The sequence below is a fragment of the Senegalimassilia anaerobia JC110 genome (assembly GCF_000236865.1).
GTDB lineage: Bacteria > Actinomycetota > Coriobacteriia > Coriobacteriales > Eggerthellaceae > Senegalimassilia > Senegalimassilia anaerobia.
Genome location: NZ_HE611016.1, coordinates 19,109 through 34,795, shown reverse-complemented (window position 1 = coordinate 34,795; position 15,687 = coordinate 19,109). Strand labels below are relative to the sequence as shown.

Annotated in this window: 12 protein-coding genes; all 12 read right to left on the bottom strand. The window is 62.7% G+C overall.

Annotated elements, in window-relative coordinates:
• Positions 1-95: 95 nt before the first annotated feature.
• Positions 96-377 (bottom strand): hypothetical protein, encoded by a 282-nt coding sequence (locus SFHG_RS06430; RefSeq protein ID WP_042435424.1) that lies wholly within the window; start codon positions 375-377, stop codon positions 96-98.
• Positions 361-642 carry a hypothetical protein gene (locus SFHG_RS06425; RefSeq protein WP_042435421.1) on the bottom strand — a complete coding sequence of 94 codons (282 nt, stop codon included), beginning with the start codon at positions 640-642 and terminating at the stop codon, positions 361-363. Before SFHG_RS06425 ends, SFHG_RS06430 begins: the two co-directional genes overlap by 17 nt.
• Before the next feature lie 343 nt (positions 643-985).
• Complete coding sequence (locus SFHG_RS06420) at positions 986-3,229, bottom strand: DNA gyrase subunit A (protein WP_042435418.1); 2,244 nt, start codon at positions 3,227-3,229, stop codon at positions 986-988.
• Between the two features lie 83 nt (positions 3,230-3,312).
• Positions 3,313-5,310, bottom strand: coding sequence for a DNA gyrase/topoisomerase IV subunit B (locus SFHG_RS06415; RefSeq protein ID WP_042435416.1), 1,998 nt, complete (start codon positions 5,308-5,310; stop codon positions 3,313-3,315).
• A gap of 172 nt (positions 5,311-5,482) precedes the next feature.
• Complete coding sequence (locus SFHG_RS10960; protein ID WP_052297830.1) at positions 5,483-7,219, bottom strand: helix-turn-helix transcriptional regulator; 1,737 nt, start codon at positions 7,217-7,219, stop codon at positions 5,483-5,485.
• A gap of 267 nt (positions 7,220-7,486) precedes the next feature.
• Positions 7,487-8,974: an FAD-dependent oxidoreductase gene (locus SFHG_RS06395; protein ID WP_042435404.1), complete on the bottom strand. Its 1,488-nt coding sequence runs from the start codon at positions 8,972-8,974 to the stop codon at positions 7,487-7,489.
• Positions 8,975-8,984: 10 nt separating this feature from the next.
• Positions 8,985-9,557, bottom strand: coding sequence for a cytochrome c3 family protein (locus SFHG_RS06390; RefSeq protein ID WP_052297829.1), 573 nt, complete (start codon positions 9,555-9,557; stop codon positions 8,985-8,987).
• A gap of 360 nt (positions 9,558-9,917) precedes the next feature.
• Positions 9,918-10,511, bottom strand: coding sequence for an ABC transporter ATP-binding protein (locus tag SFHG_RS06385; protein ID WP_042435398.1), 594 nt, complete (start codon positions 10,509-10,511; stop codon positions 9,918-9,920).
• The gene (locus SFHG_RS11190) at positions 10,505-11,635 is read right to left on the bottom strand and encodes an ATP-binding cassette domain-containing protein (RefSeq protein ID WP_262362178.1); all 1,131 of its coding nucleotides are present in this window, start codon (positions 11,633-11,635) and stop codon (positions 10,505-10,507) included. Before SFHG_RS11190 ends, SFHG_RS06385 begins: the two co-directional genes overlap by 7 nt.
• 12 nt (positions 11,636-11,647) lie before the next feature.
• On the bottom strand, positions 11,648-12,499 hold the full coding sequence (locus SFHG_RS06375; protein ID WP_042435396.1) for an ABC transporter permease: 852 nt from the start codon (positions 12,497-12,499) through the stop codon (positions 11,648-11,650).
• Positions 12,499-13,482: an ABC transporter permease gene (locus SFHG_RS06370; protein ID WP_042435394.1), complete on the bottom strand. Its 984-nt coding sequence runs from the start codon at positions 13,480-13,482 to the stop codon at positions 12,499-12,501. The genes SFHG_RS06375 and SFHG_RS06370 overlap by 1 nt, the downstream gene beginning before the upstream one ends.
• Positions 13,483-13,727: 245 nt before the next feature.
• Positions 13,728-15,362 (bottom strand): ABC transporter substrate-binding protein, encoded by a 1,635-nt coding sequence (locus tag SFHG_RS06365; RefSeq protein WP_042435393.1) that lies wholly within the window; start codon positions 15,360-15,362, stop codon positions 13,728-13,730.
• Between the last annotated feature and the right edge of the window lie 325 nt (positions 15,363-15,687).

Genomic DNA, 15,687 nt, shown 5'->3' with positions numbered 1-15,687 from the left:
CTGCGAACATCTCATCAACGGGCATCCAGCGACACTGCTTGCCTGGAGCCATTGCCGGCATCTACAACAAGAAAACAACGATCCCGCAAGCAGAATCAACCTTCTAAGTCTTTGCGCACTAGATAGCGCAAGTAGTCGGAACGGCTCATGGACAGGCTTTTCGCACGCTCGTCCATGCGGCGAACCTCCGCTTCGGTGTCGCGATACGTTATGGACTTCATACGTTCGCCGTACACGCACGGCCTACCGATAAGCACGGTCTCGCCCTCCGGCCATTCGCCGCTTTCGTACTTTTCAGCGTCTGCATGCAACTGCGCTATCTCGTTTTCCGAAAACGAGAATCGAGAGCGCAGATCCTTATCAGTGACCACAGCCATGATCGCCCCCTCCCAACCCCAATTCCTTGAGTGCACGCGTCGTCGGCGGCGTGTTTGCATGGAATATCAGCACACCGAACGATTTTATCCGTCCCGTCATCTCAATGGCCCTGCCATGCTGATCGAATCCAATGGCCACGAAATCGACCTCGCCGCTTTCACAACCGCGTCGAGCAACCGATACGGCATTTCGCCACGCGTGCAGCACCTGCTCCTCGGACAGCCCGTGCATGAGCGCATGCTCGTGCACGAATACCTCGTTCATAAGGCACTACTTTTGTCTTGCATTATAGAACCGCCTCGCTCAGGTCTCAAGTATCGAATCACCTTGAGTATGAGGCACCCGCCTTACATAGACCTTGCAAGCATGCCCGCTCTCAGTACGCCAAACCTTACGAAAGCGCCCCGCAAGCCTCCTAACCGATTCGGCAGCAGTGCCCGAATCGGCCCTCGAGACATCTGCACCGACCCATTAGCTCGCAGCTAACAACAGCGCTGACCGCAAACCGAGGCGCGACAAAACGGCAACGGATAAAACAGAACGGCAGTCAAATCAAACGGCCGGCGTGAAGCGTATCGCCCCGCGCCGGCCGTCTCATGCCTGCACGCTACTCCAAGTCGAACAGGCTCTTCATGTCCGTTTCCTTCATGGGCGAGCCGGAGGAGGGCAGGCTTGCCGCGCGGAATTTCTCCACGCTGGCGGTACCGCCCAGGAACTCCTCGGCCGTGCCCACCATGGTCACAATGCGGCCGTTCTTCGCAGTGAATGCCAGAACACCTTGCGTGCTGTTGGTGGTCTTGGTTTTCAGCAGCGAGGTGTTGAAGTTGATCAAACGCTGGTCGCTTGACACCAAGGCCAGGTCGCGGTCCTCTTTCAGCACAGTTGCGAACAACAGCTTGCTGCCGCCGTAGATGGCGTTCTTCAAGCGCTTGCGGTTGGTCTTCGTTACGTAGCCCGCCAAGGCCACGCGCGCCACGCGGCCGTTCTCGAATACGAACAACACGTCGGCCTTGTAGTCCTCGGGGTCGATTACCCAGATCACGCTCTCGTCGGGATCCATCCCCAGGTCGGTGGGCAGGTACGAGCCCAGCTGCGCCGACTTGGTGTCTTCGAACTGCGCCACCTTGCACTTGTACACCTGGCGCTGATCGGTGAACACCAGCAGCTCGTGGGTGTTCGACGACGGGAACTCGATGAAGGGCTCGTCGCCGTCCTTGTACTTCAGCGTGGTGGCCTTGCGCAGCACGCGCTCGGTCATCTTCTTCAGGTAGCCGTCGCGCGAGAGCATCATGGTGACGGGATATTCCTCCACCTCGGGCTCCAGGCTGACTTCCACGATGTCGCCCGGCTCGACCAGGCCCGTTTTGCGCGGCGCCACGTGCTTCTTATTCACCGCGGCAAGCTCGTCGCTGATGACCTGCTTGATCTTCTGCTCGCTGGCCAGGACCTCCTTCAGCTCGGCGATATCGCCTTCCAGCTTCGCGATGTCCTTCGTGCGGTTGAGGATGTACTCCTCGTTGATGTTGCGCAGCTTCAACTCGGCCACGAACTCAGCCTGCACCTCGTCGATGCCGAAGCCCTTCATCAGGTTCGGCACGACCTCGGCTTCCAGCTTGGTGTTGCGGATGATGGCGATGGCCTTGTCGATGTCCAGCAAAATAGCCTCAAGGCCGTGCAGCAGGTGCAGTCGGTCGCTCTTCTTCCCCAGGTCGAAATTCATGCGACGCCGCGTGGAATCCACGCGCCACGCAACCCACTCCTGCAGGATCTGACGCACGCCCATAACGCGCGGATACCCGTCCACCAACACGTTGAAGTTGCACGAGAACGAATCCTGCAGCGTGGTGGAGCGGAACAGCTTCGCCATGAGCAGCTCGGGGTCGACGCCGCGCTTCAGGTCGATGGCGATGCGCAGGCCGGAAAGGTCGGTCTCATCGCGGATGTCGGCGATCTCGCGCACCTTCCCCTCTTTCGCCAGCTTGACGATGCGCTCGATGATGATGTCGGTTTTCGTGGTGTAGGGAATCTCATACACCTCGATGATGCGCTCGTCGGGCAGGTAGCGCCAACGCGAGCGAATCTGGAAGCTGCCCAGGCCCGTGTTGTAGATGCGATCCATCTCCTCGCGGCGGTAGATGATCTCGCCGCCGGTAGAGAAGTCGGGCGCAGGCATGTATTTCTGCAGGTCGCAGTCAGGGTCCTCAAGGAAGTGCATGGTGGCTTCGCACACTTCGTTCAAGTTGAAGCCGCAAATGTCGGAGGCCATGGCAACGCCGATGCCCTTGTTCGCCGACACCAAGATGTTGGGGAACGTGGTGGGCAGCAGGCGCGGCTCCTTCATGGCGCCGTCGTAGCTGTCCATGAAGTCGACCGGGTCCTTGTCGATGTCCTTGAAGATCTCGGCGCAAATGGGGGAAAGCTTCGCCTCAGTGTAACGCGAGGCGGCGTAGCTCAGGTCACCGGAGTAGTACTTACCGAAGTTGCCCTTGGATTCCACGAAGGGCGTGAGCAAAGCTTCGTTGCCCGTGGCAAGGCGCACCATGGTTTCGTAGATGGCCGAATCGCCGTGGGGGTTGAGCTTCATGGTCTGGCCGACGATGTTGGCGCTCTTCTGGCGCGCGCCGTTGAGCAAGCCCATCTTGTACATGGTGTACAGAAGCTTGCGGTGCGACGGCTTGAACCCGTCGATCTCCGGGAACGCGCGGGACACGTTGGTGCTCATGGCGTAGGGCATGTAGTTCACTTCGAGGGTTTGCGTGATGGGCTGCTCCAAAACCTCGGAGTGCAGGCCGATCACGTTGGGGTTGTCCACATGCTTCTTCTTCGGTTGTGCTTTGGTCTTTCTTGCCACGGTCTCCCCTTGATGCGAATGGGCGGGCGCCGTCTTGCGGGCGGCCGCCGGTTTAGATCTTCAACAGCCTTGCGAAAGGCACCTTATTGCAGGTCAAGCTGGTCGAGGTATTCCCTGCCATGCTCGGCGATGTGGCGTTTACGGCCCTCGTCGTCGTTGCCCAGCAGCAGGTTGAACATGGTTTCCATGCGCTCGATGTCCTCGGGCTCCACCTTGATCAGGCGGCGCGTCTCGGGGTTCATGGTGGTGAGCCACATCATGTCGGGATCGTTCTCACCAAGACCCTTAGAGCGGTTGATGGAGCACTTCTGCCCGTCGATTTCCTTCAGGATGTTGTTCTTCTCAAGATCGGTGTAGGCGAAGTAGGTCTTCTCCTTGCAGTTGATCTCGTACAGCGGCGATTCGGCGATGTAGACGAATCCCTCGCGGATGAGCGTGGGCACCAGGCGATAGAGCATGGCCAGGATGAGCGTGCGGATATGGTAGCCGTCGACGTCGGCATCGGTGCAGATGATGACCTTGCTCCAGTTCAGGTTATCCAGGTCGAAGGTGCCAAGGTTCTTCATGCGGCGGTCGTTAACCTCCACGCCGCAGCCAAGCACGCGCAGCAGGTCCATGATGATCTCGGACTTGAAGATGCGCGGGTAATCCTCCTTCAGGCAGTTGAGGATCTTGCCGCGCACCGGCATGACGCCCTGGAACTCGGCATCGCGCGACGTGCGGATGGCGCCTGCTGCCGAGTCGCCCTCTACGATGTAGACCTCGCGGCGGCCCTTGTCCTTGGAGCGGCAGTCGATGAACTTCTGCACGCGGTTGGCCATGTCGGTCTTCTGCTGCAGGTTGGTCTTGATGCTCTGGCGCGTCTTCTCCGCGTTCTCGCGGGAGCGCTTGTTGATGAGCACCTGCTCCATGATCTTGTCGGCGGACTCTTTGTTCTCGATCAGGTACGTACCCAAGCGCTCTTTGAAGAACGCCGTCATAGCCTGCTGGATGAAGCGGTTGTTGATGGCCTTCTTCGTCTGATTCTCGTAGGACGTCTGCGTGGAGAAGCAGTTGGTCACGAGCACCAGGCAGTCCTGAACATCCTGCCATTTAATGGCGCTTTCATTCTTGTTGTATTTGCCCTGCTGCTTGATATAGGCATCGATTGCGCTGGTCAGGGCGCTGCGCGCGGCCTTCTCCGGCGAGCCGCCGTTTTCCAGCCACGACGAGTTGTGGTAGTACTCCTGCATCTGGAACGTGCGCGAGAAGCACAGGCACGCGGTGATCTTCACGTTGTAGTCGGGCAGGTCATCGCGGTCGCGGCCGCGGCGGTCTGCCTGGATGAAGAAGGGCTCGGTCAGGTAGTCGTGGCCCACCTTCTCCATCACGTAGTCCTCGATGCCCTTGGGGTAGCAGAACTCCTCTTCGGAGAAGACGCCGTCCTGCCCCTCGATGCGAAGGCGGAACGTGACGTTGGCGTTGACCACCGCCTGGCGGCGCATGGTTTCGCGATACCAGTCGTCGGGGATATCGATGGCGGTGAAGACCTCCAGGTCGGGACGCCATTTGATGGTGGTGCCGGTGCGCGTCTCGTCGGTGGGCTCGACCTGCAGGGCCTTCTTCTTGGCGCCGACGACCTTGCCCTTCTTGAAGTGCAGCTGATACTTGTTGCCGTCACGCCATACGGTGACGTCCATGTACTCGGAGGCGTACTGCGTGGCGCACGAGCCCAAGCCGTTGGTGCCCAGCGAGAAGTCGTAGTCGCCGCCTTGGTTGTTGTCGTATTTGCCGCCCGCGTACAGCTCGCAGAACACCAGCTCCCAGTTGAAGCGCTTCTCGGTGGGGTTCCAGTCAAGCGGGCAACCGCGGCCGTTGTCCTCCACCTGAATGGAGCCGTCGGCGAAGGCGGTGAGGGTGATCAGATTGCCGTAGCCCTGACGCGCCTCGTCGACCGAGTTCGACAGGATCTCGAACGCGGCATGAGCGCAGCCATCCAGGCCGTCGGAGCCGAATATGACCGCCGGGCGAAGACGTACGCGTTCCTCGTCCTTCAACTGGCGGATGCTGTCGTTGCCGTAATTGACCGTGCTTTTTGCCATACCGTTCTTTCGCTTCTCGTATTCCCCTTGTGGTGTGTCTACCGCAAGTTACCACAAGGGTTGCCCGCCCCACAGCAACATCACGGCAAAAACATCGTACACCTGTTCGCTGATTGAAGCAAGTAGCGGTGAGGAAAGTGAAAAAAGCACTCTGTGTCGCGCCCGCGCTATGCTAGCGCATTTCGCGAATGGTTTGCTGAAGCTCCCGTTTGCTGTGCACGTCCATTTTCATGTAAGCGTTTTTCGCATAGCTGCGCACGGTGTTCTCGGAAAGCACCAGCAGCTCCGCAATCGCGACTTTGCTTTTGCCCTCTGCAAGCATAAGAGCCACCTCGGCCTCACGGCGCGTCAGCCCAAATCCCGCAATCAACCGCACGACGCTCCCGTCGTCTGCCGCATGCAAGACCGCCTCGCGATTCCGCTCCGACTCAGCACCATCGCCCACAAGGCCCGACCTGCCATCGCCTTCCGCCCGCGCTTCGCAACGCTCGGCAATCGGCAGCTCGATGGCATCGCCTTCGCCGCCGGCAGCCGCAACGCCCGTGCGACCAGCGGCGCTACCCGTCGCGGCACAACCCGCAGGCCTCGCCTCGCCTTCGCTAGCTGCCCCGCCTTCGCCTGCTTCCTCGCCGGGAAAGCCCGTCAGCAACGCTCGAGAGCGCGGAACGTTGTCACCGAGCAGCACCGCGATGGAAATGGACAGCACGCACACCATCAATGCGGCCAACAGCGTCATCACCGAGCTTTGCGGCGCGAAAACCAGGATGCCCCAGCGCCCGACTTCACGCGCGAGCAGAAACACCGCCCAGCACACACCGAGCACCGCATACGGGTTCCACGGAGAATGGCGCGCGATGTCATAGCAGATGACCCACAAAATGCCGAGCGTCATGGTGTTGGCGATGGACACGAGCGCCGCACCGCCGGCAAGCCCCCACCATTCCAGCGTGGCCATCAACACCACGCCCGCCGATGCCGCAACCACTTCGAAGCGCCACAGCGTCGCCGACGAAACAGCACGGCCGCGGCACAGCGCAGCCCACGCCCACACCCCGCACAGCACGACCACGCCACCTTGGTGCAACAACTGCATCCCCAGCGGCAATGCGATCGATTCACCAAACGGAAAACCTCGCGACACGCCCATGACCAGCATGAACAATGCCAATCCGGCCAACAAACGCAAGAAATCGACGCGCGATTCCGCCCCATACGCCTTCGAGACGATCGCAAACTCGGGACACTCGCGCGACGACGAGACGCCGCCCGGAGCCTGCGACCATCCGCGCTCGTCGGCCACGCGCATCGACCGCCCGAAGCACACATACGAAACGGTCGGAAGGAACACGCCTACCAGATAGCACGTCGAGCGCGGCAAAGCGCCCATGACGAAACCGCCCAACGACCCCAGCGCCAGCGACCCCAATGCGCATAGCAATGCCGTTCGCGGACGCAAACGCAGGTAGAACGCCATCCACATACCGCCACCCCACACGATGCCCAGCCCCGCGCACGTGCACGCCGCGTACAGCACCGCATCGGAAGCAAGCGTCCCGTTCAAGAAGAACAGCACGCTGCCCAACGTCATGGCCGTAACGGAGAACCACTCGAGCGCCTTCGCGAATCGACGCCCCAGCAAACCGCGCAGGGCGAACGCCACCAGCAAAACGGTGAACGCGATGCGCACGAAGTTGATGACGACGCTGACCAGCCCGGCATCAGACAGCACGTAATTGCCGTACAGGTTGCACTGAATCCAGATACGCACCACCGCAAGGCCGAAAAACGCAAGCGTGCAGCCGCCGAACGCCTGACGCAGCGCCGCGCACGCTGCCGCCCTTTCGGCTGCGCACGATCCGTCGGCATCGGTCCTGCGAACTTCGCGTATGTTCTCAAACTTGCTTCCCACTGAGCCCTCTCCCGGACTTCTCCCTTATTTCCGGCAGTATACCTTTTCCGTACATCAAAAGACGCAACAAAGGCACCGCGGTCCGCATTTCGAACCGCGGCGCCTTATCGCCTTGCTATTTCGCCAGCTCATCGCAAGCGTGCTTTGCTCGGGGCGCATCGCAACCGCACGGTCACGATGAACGCGCGCGAACGAACCCGCTGCATCCGCGTTTACCCGATCCCGCCCGTTGCCGCCGACGACTCGCCCATGCTCGACACGTCCTCCTTACGCGCTCAACGCCTCGCTCGCCGCGTTCGCGCCCGCGAAGCGGCCGGACGTGTAGGCGAAGTTCAAACCGCAGCCACCCGCCGGATAGTCATCGTAGATGAAGGTACCACAGCACACCTCACCGGCGGAATACAGACCGGGGATGACCTCGCCCTGTTCGTTCTTCACCTGGAAGTCGGTGTTGATGTCGAAACCGCCGAACGAACCGTGGGTGCACACGCCCATCTTGAGCAGGTAATACGGCGCCTGAGTCAACGCCACCAGGTTCGCCGCGCCCTTCTTGAACTGCGTGTCGGCGCCCGATGCGACCATCTCGTTGTACGCCGCCAGCGTCTCGGAGCACGCCGCGCCGTCCACGCCCAGCTGCGCCGCTGCGGCCTCGACGGTGTCGCCCTTGGCGAACATGCCCTGCTCAAGGCCCATAGCAACCTTCTTCTTGAGCTTATCGGTCAAGCCGTCGACCATTGCCTGGTCGTACACGGCGAAGAACTGCTGGTCATCGAAGTGCGCCACCTGATAATAGATATCGTGCGTCTGGCCGCCTTCATTCACGAAACGCTTGCCCTTCGAGTCGACCCACAACGCCTTGGCGCTGATCAACTTGGATTGGCCAGGCTCGACCGGACACGCCAGAATGCCGTTCGTGCCGCCGTGACCCGTGTAAGCCGCACCGATGTCCAACCCCATCTGCAGCCCGGAACCGTCAAGGCCGATACCCACTTCCGTGTAAACGCCAACGTAATCAGGGCAATACTTCGCAATCATCTCGGGATTGCGGCAGAAACCGCCCGACGCGATGATGACGGCCTTGGCGTTGTAGATGATCTCCTTGCCCGCCTTTTCGGCGCGCACGCCCACGACGCGGCCCGTCGACTCGTCCACGATGAGCGCGGTTGCATCGGTATCGAAATGGAAGTCCACGCCCTGCTCCTTGGCCAGCTGCGTCACAGCCTTCAGCGCATCATCGGCGTTGTTCTTGCACATGTGCCCGCGCTTGACCTTGTCCTTGCCGTTGCCCTTGATCTCGTCCTTGAACGGGACCTTCAGATCCTCGCGCAGCCAGTCGATCGTCTCGCCGGAGTGATCGGCCATAAAACGGTTCATAGCCAAGTCGACCTTGTCGGCGTTGCGCGTGAGCAGATAGTTGTAGTAGTCGTCCGGCGTGTCGTCGATACCGAGCTCCTTTTGCTGCACCGTGCCCGAGCCGTAGAACGTGCCGAGTGCCAGCGAGCTGGAACCACCCTGCCAGCCAAGCTTCTCGACGCACACCGTCTTCGCGCCGTTTTTAGCGGCGAAGGCAGCCGACGTGGTTCCCGAACCGCCGGAACCGACGACCACCACATCGTAGACGTACTGCGTAGCGCCCTTCGAGCAGCCGGTCAGATTGCCAAGCGCGATGGTTGCCAGCCCCAGGCCCGCAAGGCCGACGAACTGGCGGCGGCTCAGGCCGCGACGTGCGTCAAGCGTCATATCGTTCGTAGTCATTCCGCTCCCCCTAGCTCTGCTTCGCGCTCATGTAGTCGCTGTACGACATCCAGCCATCGGGCACCTCGGCCTCGGCATGGCACTGCGTGCAGTACATCACGGACTCGGAATGCGCCTTATGGCATTCGCCGCAGTCGATATCGCCATGCTGCTGCACATGCGGGTTGAACGCCATATCGCTGGTGGATTCGGTGAGCTCGTCGCGCGTCATGTTGTGGCACGACTCGTTCAGGCAGAAATTCTCGTTGTATTGGAACGTATTCTCGGCAACGGGGTCGGTGAAGTCGCCGGACACCCACGCGGTGGCCTCGGCGACCTGGTCGTCGAGCTTCGCCTCATGGCAATCCAGGCACACTTTGCCCTGCTTCGCGTGAACCGCCGACAGCATCGACGAGTTGCCGGATTCATACGTTTCCACGTAGCGGTCCATCGGCTTGTGACAGATCGCGTTGCAGAAGCTCGGCTGCTGATGCCATACCCAAAAGCCTGCACCCGCAAGCGCGATCACGACGATCGCGACAACCGTGACGATGAGTCCCTTGCGCCCTTTTTGGGCGTTTCCGGAGACATCCGTTTTGCTCATGGCCCTTCCTCTCCCTCGTGAAACCATGCAAGATCCTCGCGCATCCTTGCGGAGGACATAGCGAAGGATAGGCTGGGGGCAAAGCGACCAGCAGACACGAAGCAGGGTGGTTTACCAGGCAATTTCGAAAACGGGTGGGCAAACGGGTGGGGCAAACGAGCACCATTTCGGGAAAAGAACGTCCCGAGCGCTTCCCGACATCTTGGAACCGGGCATATCGGGGGGAGCGGGTTAAGCGCCAAGAAACGCCGCGAGAGAACGCGGCATCCCTCGAGTTGCAACCCGCACGGACGCCACGCACCCGACGCGAACCCGGACGCTTCGGGGACGTAGCCCTAAGCGTCCGGGTTCGCGTTCGCATTACGCCAGCGCGACTTCTCGAGTTGCGATGCGGGCGGTCAGCGCGGGGGTATGGGAAACCAGCAGCATGCCGGCGTTTTCGCGGGCGGCGTAGTCGAGCAGCACGTGCCAGATGTGCGCCTGGGTGACCGCGTCGAGCATGGTGGACACCTCGTCGCAGATCAGGTAGCGCGGGCGCGTGGCCAGCGCTCGGGCGATGCAGAAGCGCTGCAGCTCGCCGCCGGACAGCTCGTGGGGATAGCGCTGCAGCCATTCGTCGCGGATACCCAGATCGTCAAGTAGCTGCTGCGGCACCTCGCCCGCCTCCGCCAGCGTCTTGCGCATGCGCAGGCGCGGGTCCACCGCCTGCTCGGGATGCTGCTGGATCAACTGTACCGGGCACACGCCGCGACGCGGAAGCGGCTGCCCATCCACCAGCACCTGACCGGTTTGCGGGCGCTCAAACCCGGCAAGCACGCGGCACAGCGTGGTTTTGCCGAACCCCGAGGGCGCCTGCAACGCCACGCGCTCGCCGGGTTCCACCTGCAGGCTGAACCCGCTGTATAAAGGTTTTGCGCCGGGATACCCGAACGTGATGTCTCTAGCCTCTAGCACGCCCCACCTTCCTTCCCATCGAAACCGCCCGCACCCGCGCTCGCTGGCGTCGGCGTCTCCTCACCTTCGCGCACCTGCGCCGGCACCGGCGACGACGCCTTCTCGTGCTCGCGCACCTGCTCCGACGCCGATTCCTTTTCGCCTTCGCACGCCTGCTCCTGCCCCTTCCCGCCAGCACCTTCGCCGGCGGCGAAATCGTGCTCGGGGAGGGCGTGCCACAGCTCGCGGGTGAACGGATGACGCAAAAGGCCGGGATCGGCGAAACTCGCCGTCGCGGTCTCCTCCACCACGGTTCCGTCCTTAAACACGGCCACGCGGTCTGCCACGCGCAGCGCCAGCTCGATATCGTGCGTGATCAGCAGCACGCCGTTGCCCTCGTTGGCGAAGGCGCGGAAGTCGTCGAGCGCGCGAACCGCCAGGTCAAGGTCAAGACCGGGCGTGGGCTCGTCGGCCACGATCACGCGCGGCGAATCCATGAGCGCACAGCACAAAAGCACGCGGCGCGCCATGCCGCCCGACAGCTCGTGCGGGTACAGGCGCGCAACCTCGGGGCCCAGCCCGTAGCGCTCGAACAGCTGTGCGCGACGCGTTTTGCGCTCGGCTTTCGACAAATCGTTCGCAAAACCCTCTACCTGCTTGCCCACGCGCATCATGGGGTCCAGGTGGCTCACGCTTTGCGGCACGAGCGACAGCCCGTGCCCGCGCAGCGCGCGCAAACCCGCCGCATCCATGCGCTCGCCATCGAACCAGATGCGCCCCGTCACCGTGGCGTTGGGCTCGAACAGGCCCAAAACCGCATCGGCCAGAAGCGTCTTGCCCGAGCCCGATGCGCCCACCACGGCCACGATCTCGCCCGCATGCACGGCGATGCTCAGCTCGTGAAGCACCTGCACATCGTGCTGCTTCGCCTTGAAGTACGGCGCGCCCTCGTCGTACATGCGGAAGCTCACGCTCAGGTCCTCCACCTGCAGCAGGTGATGCCCACCGCCGTGGCTCGACGTGGCCGCATGCGTATGATGATGGTGCAGCTGCGCACCCTCGTGCGCGGTGCGCTCATGCGCCAGCTCGGCTGCCCTACCCGCCGACGACGCCTCCATAGGCGCACCGCCGTTCGTCTTCGTCATCATCTTCCCTACCTACTTCTGCGCGGTGTGAGGGTCGACCAGCTTGCGCAGGTTCTGCCCGGCCACGTCGAACAACAGCACCGTCGCCATGAGCGCCAGGCCGGGGAACACCGCCAGCCACCAGGCGCCCGTGGACAGATAGCTCATCGATTCGCTCAAGATCACGCCGATGGCCGGCTGCTCGGGCGGCAGGCCGAAGCCCAAAAACGTGATGGACGCCTCATGCAGGATGGCGTGCGGGAACAGCAGGATCAAACCCACCACGAACTGCGGCAGCACATACGGCACCATATGGCGAAGCGCGATGCGCGCCGGGCTCTGCCCCAGCTTGCGCGCAACCTCCACGAACTTCGATTGGCGGCATTGCAGCACCTCGGCGCGCACCACGCGGGCAAGGCTGGCCCAGTGCGTCACGGCAACGCCGATGGTCACGCCCCAAAAGCCCTTCCCCAGCGCGAACGAGATGAGCACCAAAAGCACGATGTGCGGAACGCCCATCATCAGGTCGATCATCCAGCTGACCACGGCGTCCACGCGCTTGCCGCCGAGCGCGGCGGCGCAGCCGAAGATCAACGCGACCACCGACGACACGGTGGCCGCCAGCAAGCCCACCAGCACGCTGGTCGAAAGGCCGGCCAGCGTGCGCGCCAGCATGTCGCGGCCCATCCAGTCGGTGCCGAAGGGGTGCTCGAGCGAAGGCGCCAGGTTCTTCGCGGTGAAATCGGTGACCGTTGCCTGGCCATACAGCGCGATGCCCGCCGCAACCACGGCCAGCAGCGCAAAAGCCGCCAAAACGCACGCCGCCAGCGTGGCCGTGCGGTTGCCTGCCCTGCGCTGCGCAGGGGCATGGAGCACGTTTTCCATTACGCCCCCCCTTCGTTCACGCGCATACGCGGGTCCAAAACGCCGTACAAGATGTTCGCCAGCAGGTTGCCGCCGAACACCAACGCAGCGCTGACCAGGGCGATCCCGGCCAGAAGCGCCACGTCGCCGCCCAGGCCGGCGGTGACGGCCGCCTGCCCCAGGCCCGGATACGAGAACACCTGCTCGACCAGCACCGACCCGCCGAAGATCTCGGAGATGAACGCACACTGCAGCGTGACCGCCGGCAGCGCCACGTTGCGCAGGCAATGGTGCAAAACCACGCTCAGATCGGATTCGCCGCGGGCGCGCGCGAAGCGCACATAATCGCTTTCCAGCACGTCCACCACCTTCTCGCGCGTATGAAGCGCGATGTTAGCCACGCCCGTCACCGAAAGCGTGAGCGCGGGAAGCACCAGATGGTGCGCCGCGTCGGCAAGCGTCACGTCGGCCGCCGACACGCCGATGGGCACGGAGAACCCGATGGGGAACCACCCCAGCTGCACGGCGAAGATCATCAGGATGAGCAAACCCAGCCAAAACGTGGGCGTGGACGCCAGCAGGAAGCAGTAGCCGCGCACCACGCGATCGACCGCACCGCCGCGGCGTGCGCCGGCAACGACTCCCAGCGCGAAGCCCAGCACGCCGCTGATCAGCCACGCGATACCCATGAGCGCCAGCGAGTTGGCCGCGCGGTGCGCAATCACCTCCGACACGGGCGCGTTGAACCTGAGCGACGTTCCCATGTCGCCGTGCAAAAGCGCGCCCGCCCAGTTGGCGAACCGCTCCCAAAACGGCACGTCGCCGCCCCAATAGCTGGCCAGCTGCGCGCGCTTTGCCTCCGACATGTTCACATATGCGGCCTGCCCCACGTTGGCCTGAACAGGGTCGATGGGTGAAACGCTCACCAGCGCGAACACCACCAGCCCCACCGCCAACATGAGCAGCGCGAACCGCACGATATGTCGGGCAAGATACTTCGTCATACCTACTTATGTCCCAAATCTCGAAATCCACCCAGGAAGCTCTTCGACTTCCAAGCTCAAAAACCCCTTCGGCCGCCAAGGGGATCTGCACACAGCCCGCCTTCGAGCAGGCGAACGCGCCGCCCCAAGCCAAGCCGCTAGAACCGCAAAAGCGGGGCAAGCCCTACGGCAAGCCCCGCCACTACCGGCGAACAGGGGACGGAGGCGCGTTCGCAAGCCCCGCCCCCGCGGCGGTCAGCCGGTTGCTACCAGCTCCACTTATCGACGTTGTTCACGATCGACCAGCCGTGACCATGCGGATGCGGCTTCTGCTCGGCAACCTTCAGGCCCTCGGCCACGAAGTACAGGTGATCGACGTTGGCGAACCACACCCACGTGGCATCGCCCTGCGGCGCCGGGCCGTTTTCGCCGTCCCACATGGCCAGTTTCCATTCGTCATACGAATCGGCGACCACGGGATTGGCCAGTGCGGCGTTCAGGTGCGCATCGACCGCGGCGTTCTCGTAGCAGGAGTAGTTGCCGTTGCCCGTGGAGTAATTCAGGTTGTATACCTCGATCGGGCTGTTGGAACCCCAACCCCACACGACCGGGTCGCTGAACTGATGCTGGTAGATGTCGTCCCAGCTTGCGCCCTTCGGCGTCACCTTGATGCCCAGCTCGTTCATCTGGTTGGCGAACTCCATGGCGATGGCCTGGCGCACCGAATCGGAGGAGGCATAGTACAGGTCGAACGCGGCCGTCACGCCGTCCTTGGCGCGCACGCCGTCGGCGCCGGCTACCCAGCCCGCCTCGTCGAGCAGGGCCTTTGCGCGAGCAAGATTCTCTTCGCACTTCATGGCCTCGGACGACCAGGGCATATTGTCGCCCACGCTGTAGGCGATCTGGCCGTAGCCGTTCAGCACGTTGTCGATGAGCGTCTGACGCTTCACACCGTAGTTGATGGCGCGGCGCAGCGCCAGGTCCTGCGTGACCGCGTTGCCAGCGGGATACTCCTCGCCCGTCTGCTTCTTGGTGGCGCCCGGCGCGATGGTGGGCAGGGAGATGCCGCGAGAATCGACGGAAGCGCAGTTCAGCAGGTCGTAACCCTTCGGCTGCTGGTCGGCGAAGGTGGCCGTCGTGAACGCGACGTCCACCTGGCCGGAACGGGCGGCCGCCAGGCTGGCGTCCTCCTCCATGAACACCACCACAACGCGCTCGATCTTCGGCGCCTCGCCATAGTAGTCGGGGTTGGCCTTCAGGATGACCTGCTGGCCGCGATCCCACTGCTCGAGCATGTAACGGCCGCTGCCCACCGGGTTGCTGCCATAATCGGCATCATGGCCTCCATCAGGCACGATGCCGATAACCGCCAGCGTGTACAGCAGCGCGTTGAACGGCTTGTTCAGATGAACCTCGCAGGTCTCGTCGTCGACGGCGACGGCCTTGTCGACCATGGTCAGGTCGCACTCGCTGGCCTCGTTGCTGGCAACGCCGTTGATGGTATACGCCACATCATGGGCGGTAACCGGCTTGCCGTTGGTGAACTTGGCATCGGTGCGGATGGTGAACGTCCAGATCAGGCCGTCGTCGCTGCACGAATAGGCCGTTGCCAGGTCGTTCTCGAAGCCCATGTCGGCCTTCGTGGTCAGAAGCGTGGACTGGATGAGCGGCTCGTGCACATGCTCGCCGCAACCCCAGGAGACGAACGGGTCGAAGCCGGCGTCGGGCTCGCTGCTCACCGGCATGGAAACGGTAACCTGAGAGGCGTGCTCCCCGCTAGCGGCGGAGCCGGAACCCGCATTGGAGCCGCCAGCGCAGGCGCTCAACACGCCGCCGAAGCCCACTGCAGCGGCGCTTACGCCCGCCACCTGCAAAAACGTACGCCTGGAGAAGCTCTTCATCAAGCAATCCTTTCATCGACCAGGCGAAGGCGCGCGACGTCTGCGATTTCATTGCGCGCCTGCCTGGTGTTACGAGGTGAAAATCCGTAACACACTATAGCAGGCGCGCTCGCCGATTCGATGTTACGAATGCCAAATTCGTAACTCCTTCACGCGAGCGGCTCCGGGACGCCGACATCCGGTAGATTTGCGCGGCCGCCCCACCCGGCGGGACGTCCCACGGGGGGCCACCACAGGCAAAGCACGCGCCCCGGTCGCTTCGTCAGCTGGCGAATATCGCGAATGCGCGCCGGGGTGTTCGCAGCCAACGCTTGCGAAGCGGCCC

What these genes read in the sequence shown, in the direction of transcription:
- SFHG_RS06425 (WP_042435421.1), bottom strand. Translation starts at nt 642, where the DNA reads ATGAACGAGGTATTCGTGCACGAGCATGCGCTCATGCACGGGCTGTCC.
- SFHG_RS06415 (WP_042435416.1), bottom strand. Translation starts at nt 5,310, where the DNA reads ATGGCAAAAAGCACGGTCAATTACGGCAACGACAGCATCCGCCAGTTG.
- SFHG_RS11190 (WP_262362178.1), bottom strand. Translation starts at nt 11,635, where the DNA reads ATGACGAAGACGAACGGCGGTGCGCCTATGGAGGCGTCGTCGGCGGGT.
- SFHG_RS06390 (WP_052297829.1), bottom strand. Translation starts at nt 9,557, where the DNA reads ATGAGCAAAACGGATGTCTCCGGAAACGCCCAAAAAGGGCGCAAGGGA.
- SFHG_RS06370 (WP_042435394.1), bottom strand. Translation starts at nt 13,482, where the DNA reads ATGACGAAGTATCTTGCCCGACATATCGTGCGGTTCGCGCTGCTCATG.
- SFHG_RS06365 (WP_042435393.1), bottom strand. Translation starts at nt 15,362, where the DNA reads ATGAAGAGCTTCTCCAGGCGTACGTTTTTGCAGGTGGCGGGCGTAAGC.
- SFHG_RS06395 (WP_042435404.1), bottom strand. Translation starts at nt 8,974, where the DNA reads ATGACTACGAACGATATGACGCTTGACGCACGTCGCGGCCTGAGCCGC.
- SFHG_RS06430 (WP_042435424.1), bottom strand. Translation starts at nt 377, where the DNA reads ATGGCTGTGGTCACTGATAAGGATCTGCGCTCTCGATTCTCGTTTTCG.
- SFHG_RS06375 (WP_042435396.1), bottom strand. Translation starts at nt 12,499, where the DNA reads ATGGAAAACGTGCTCCATGCCCCTGCGCAGCGCAGGGCAGGCAACCGC.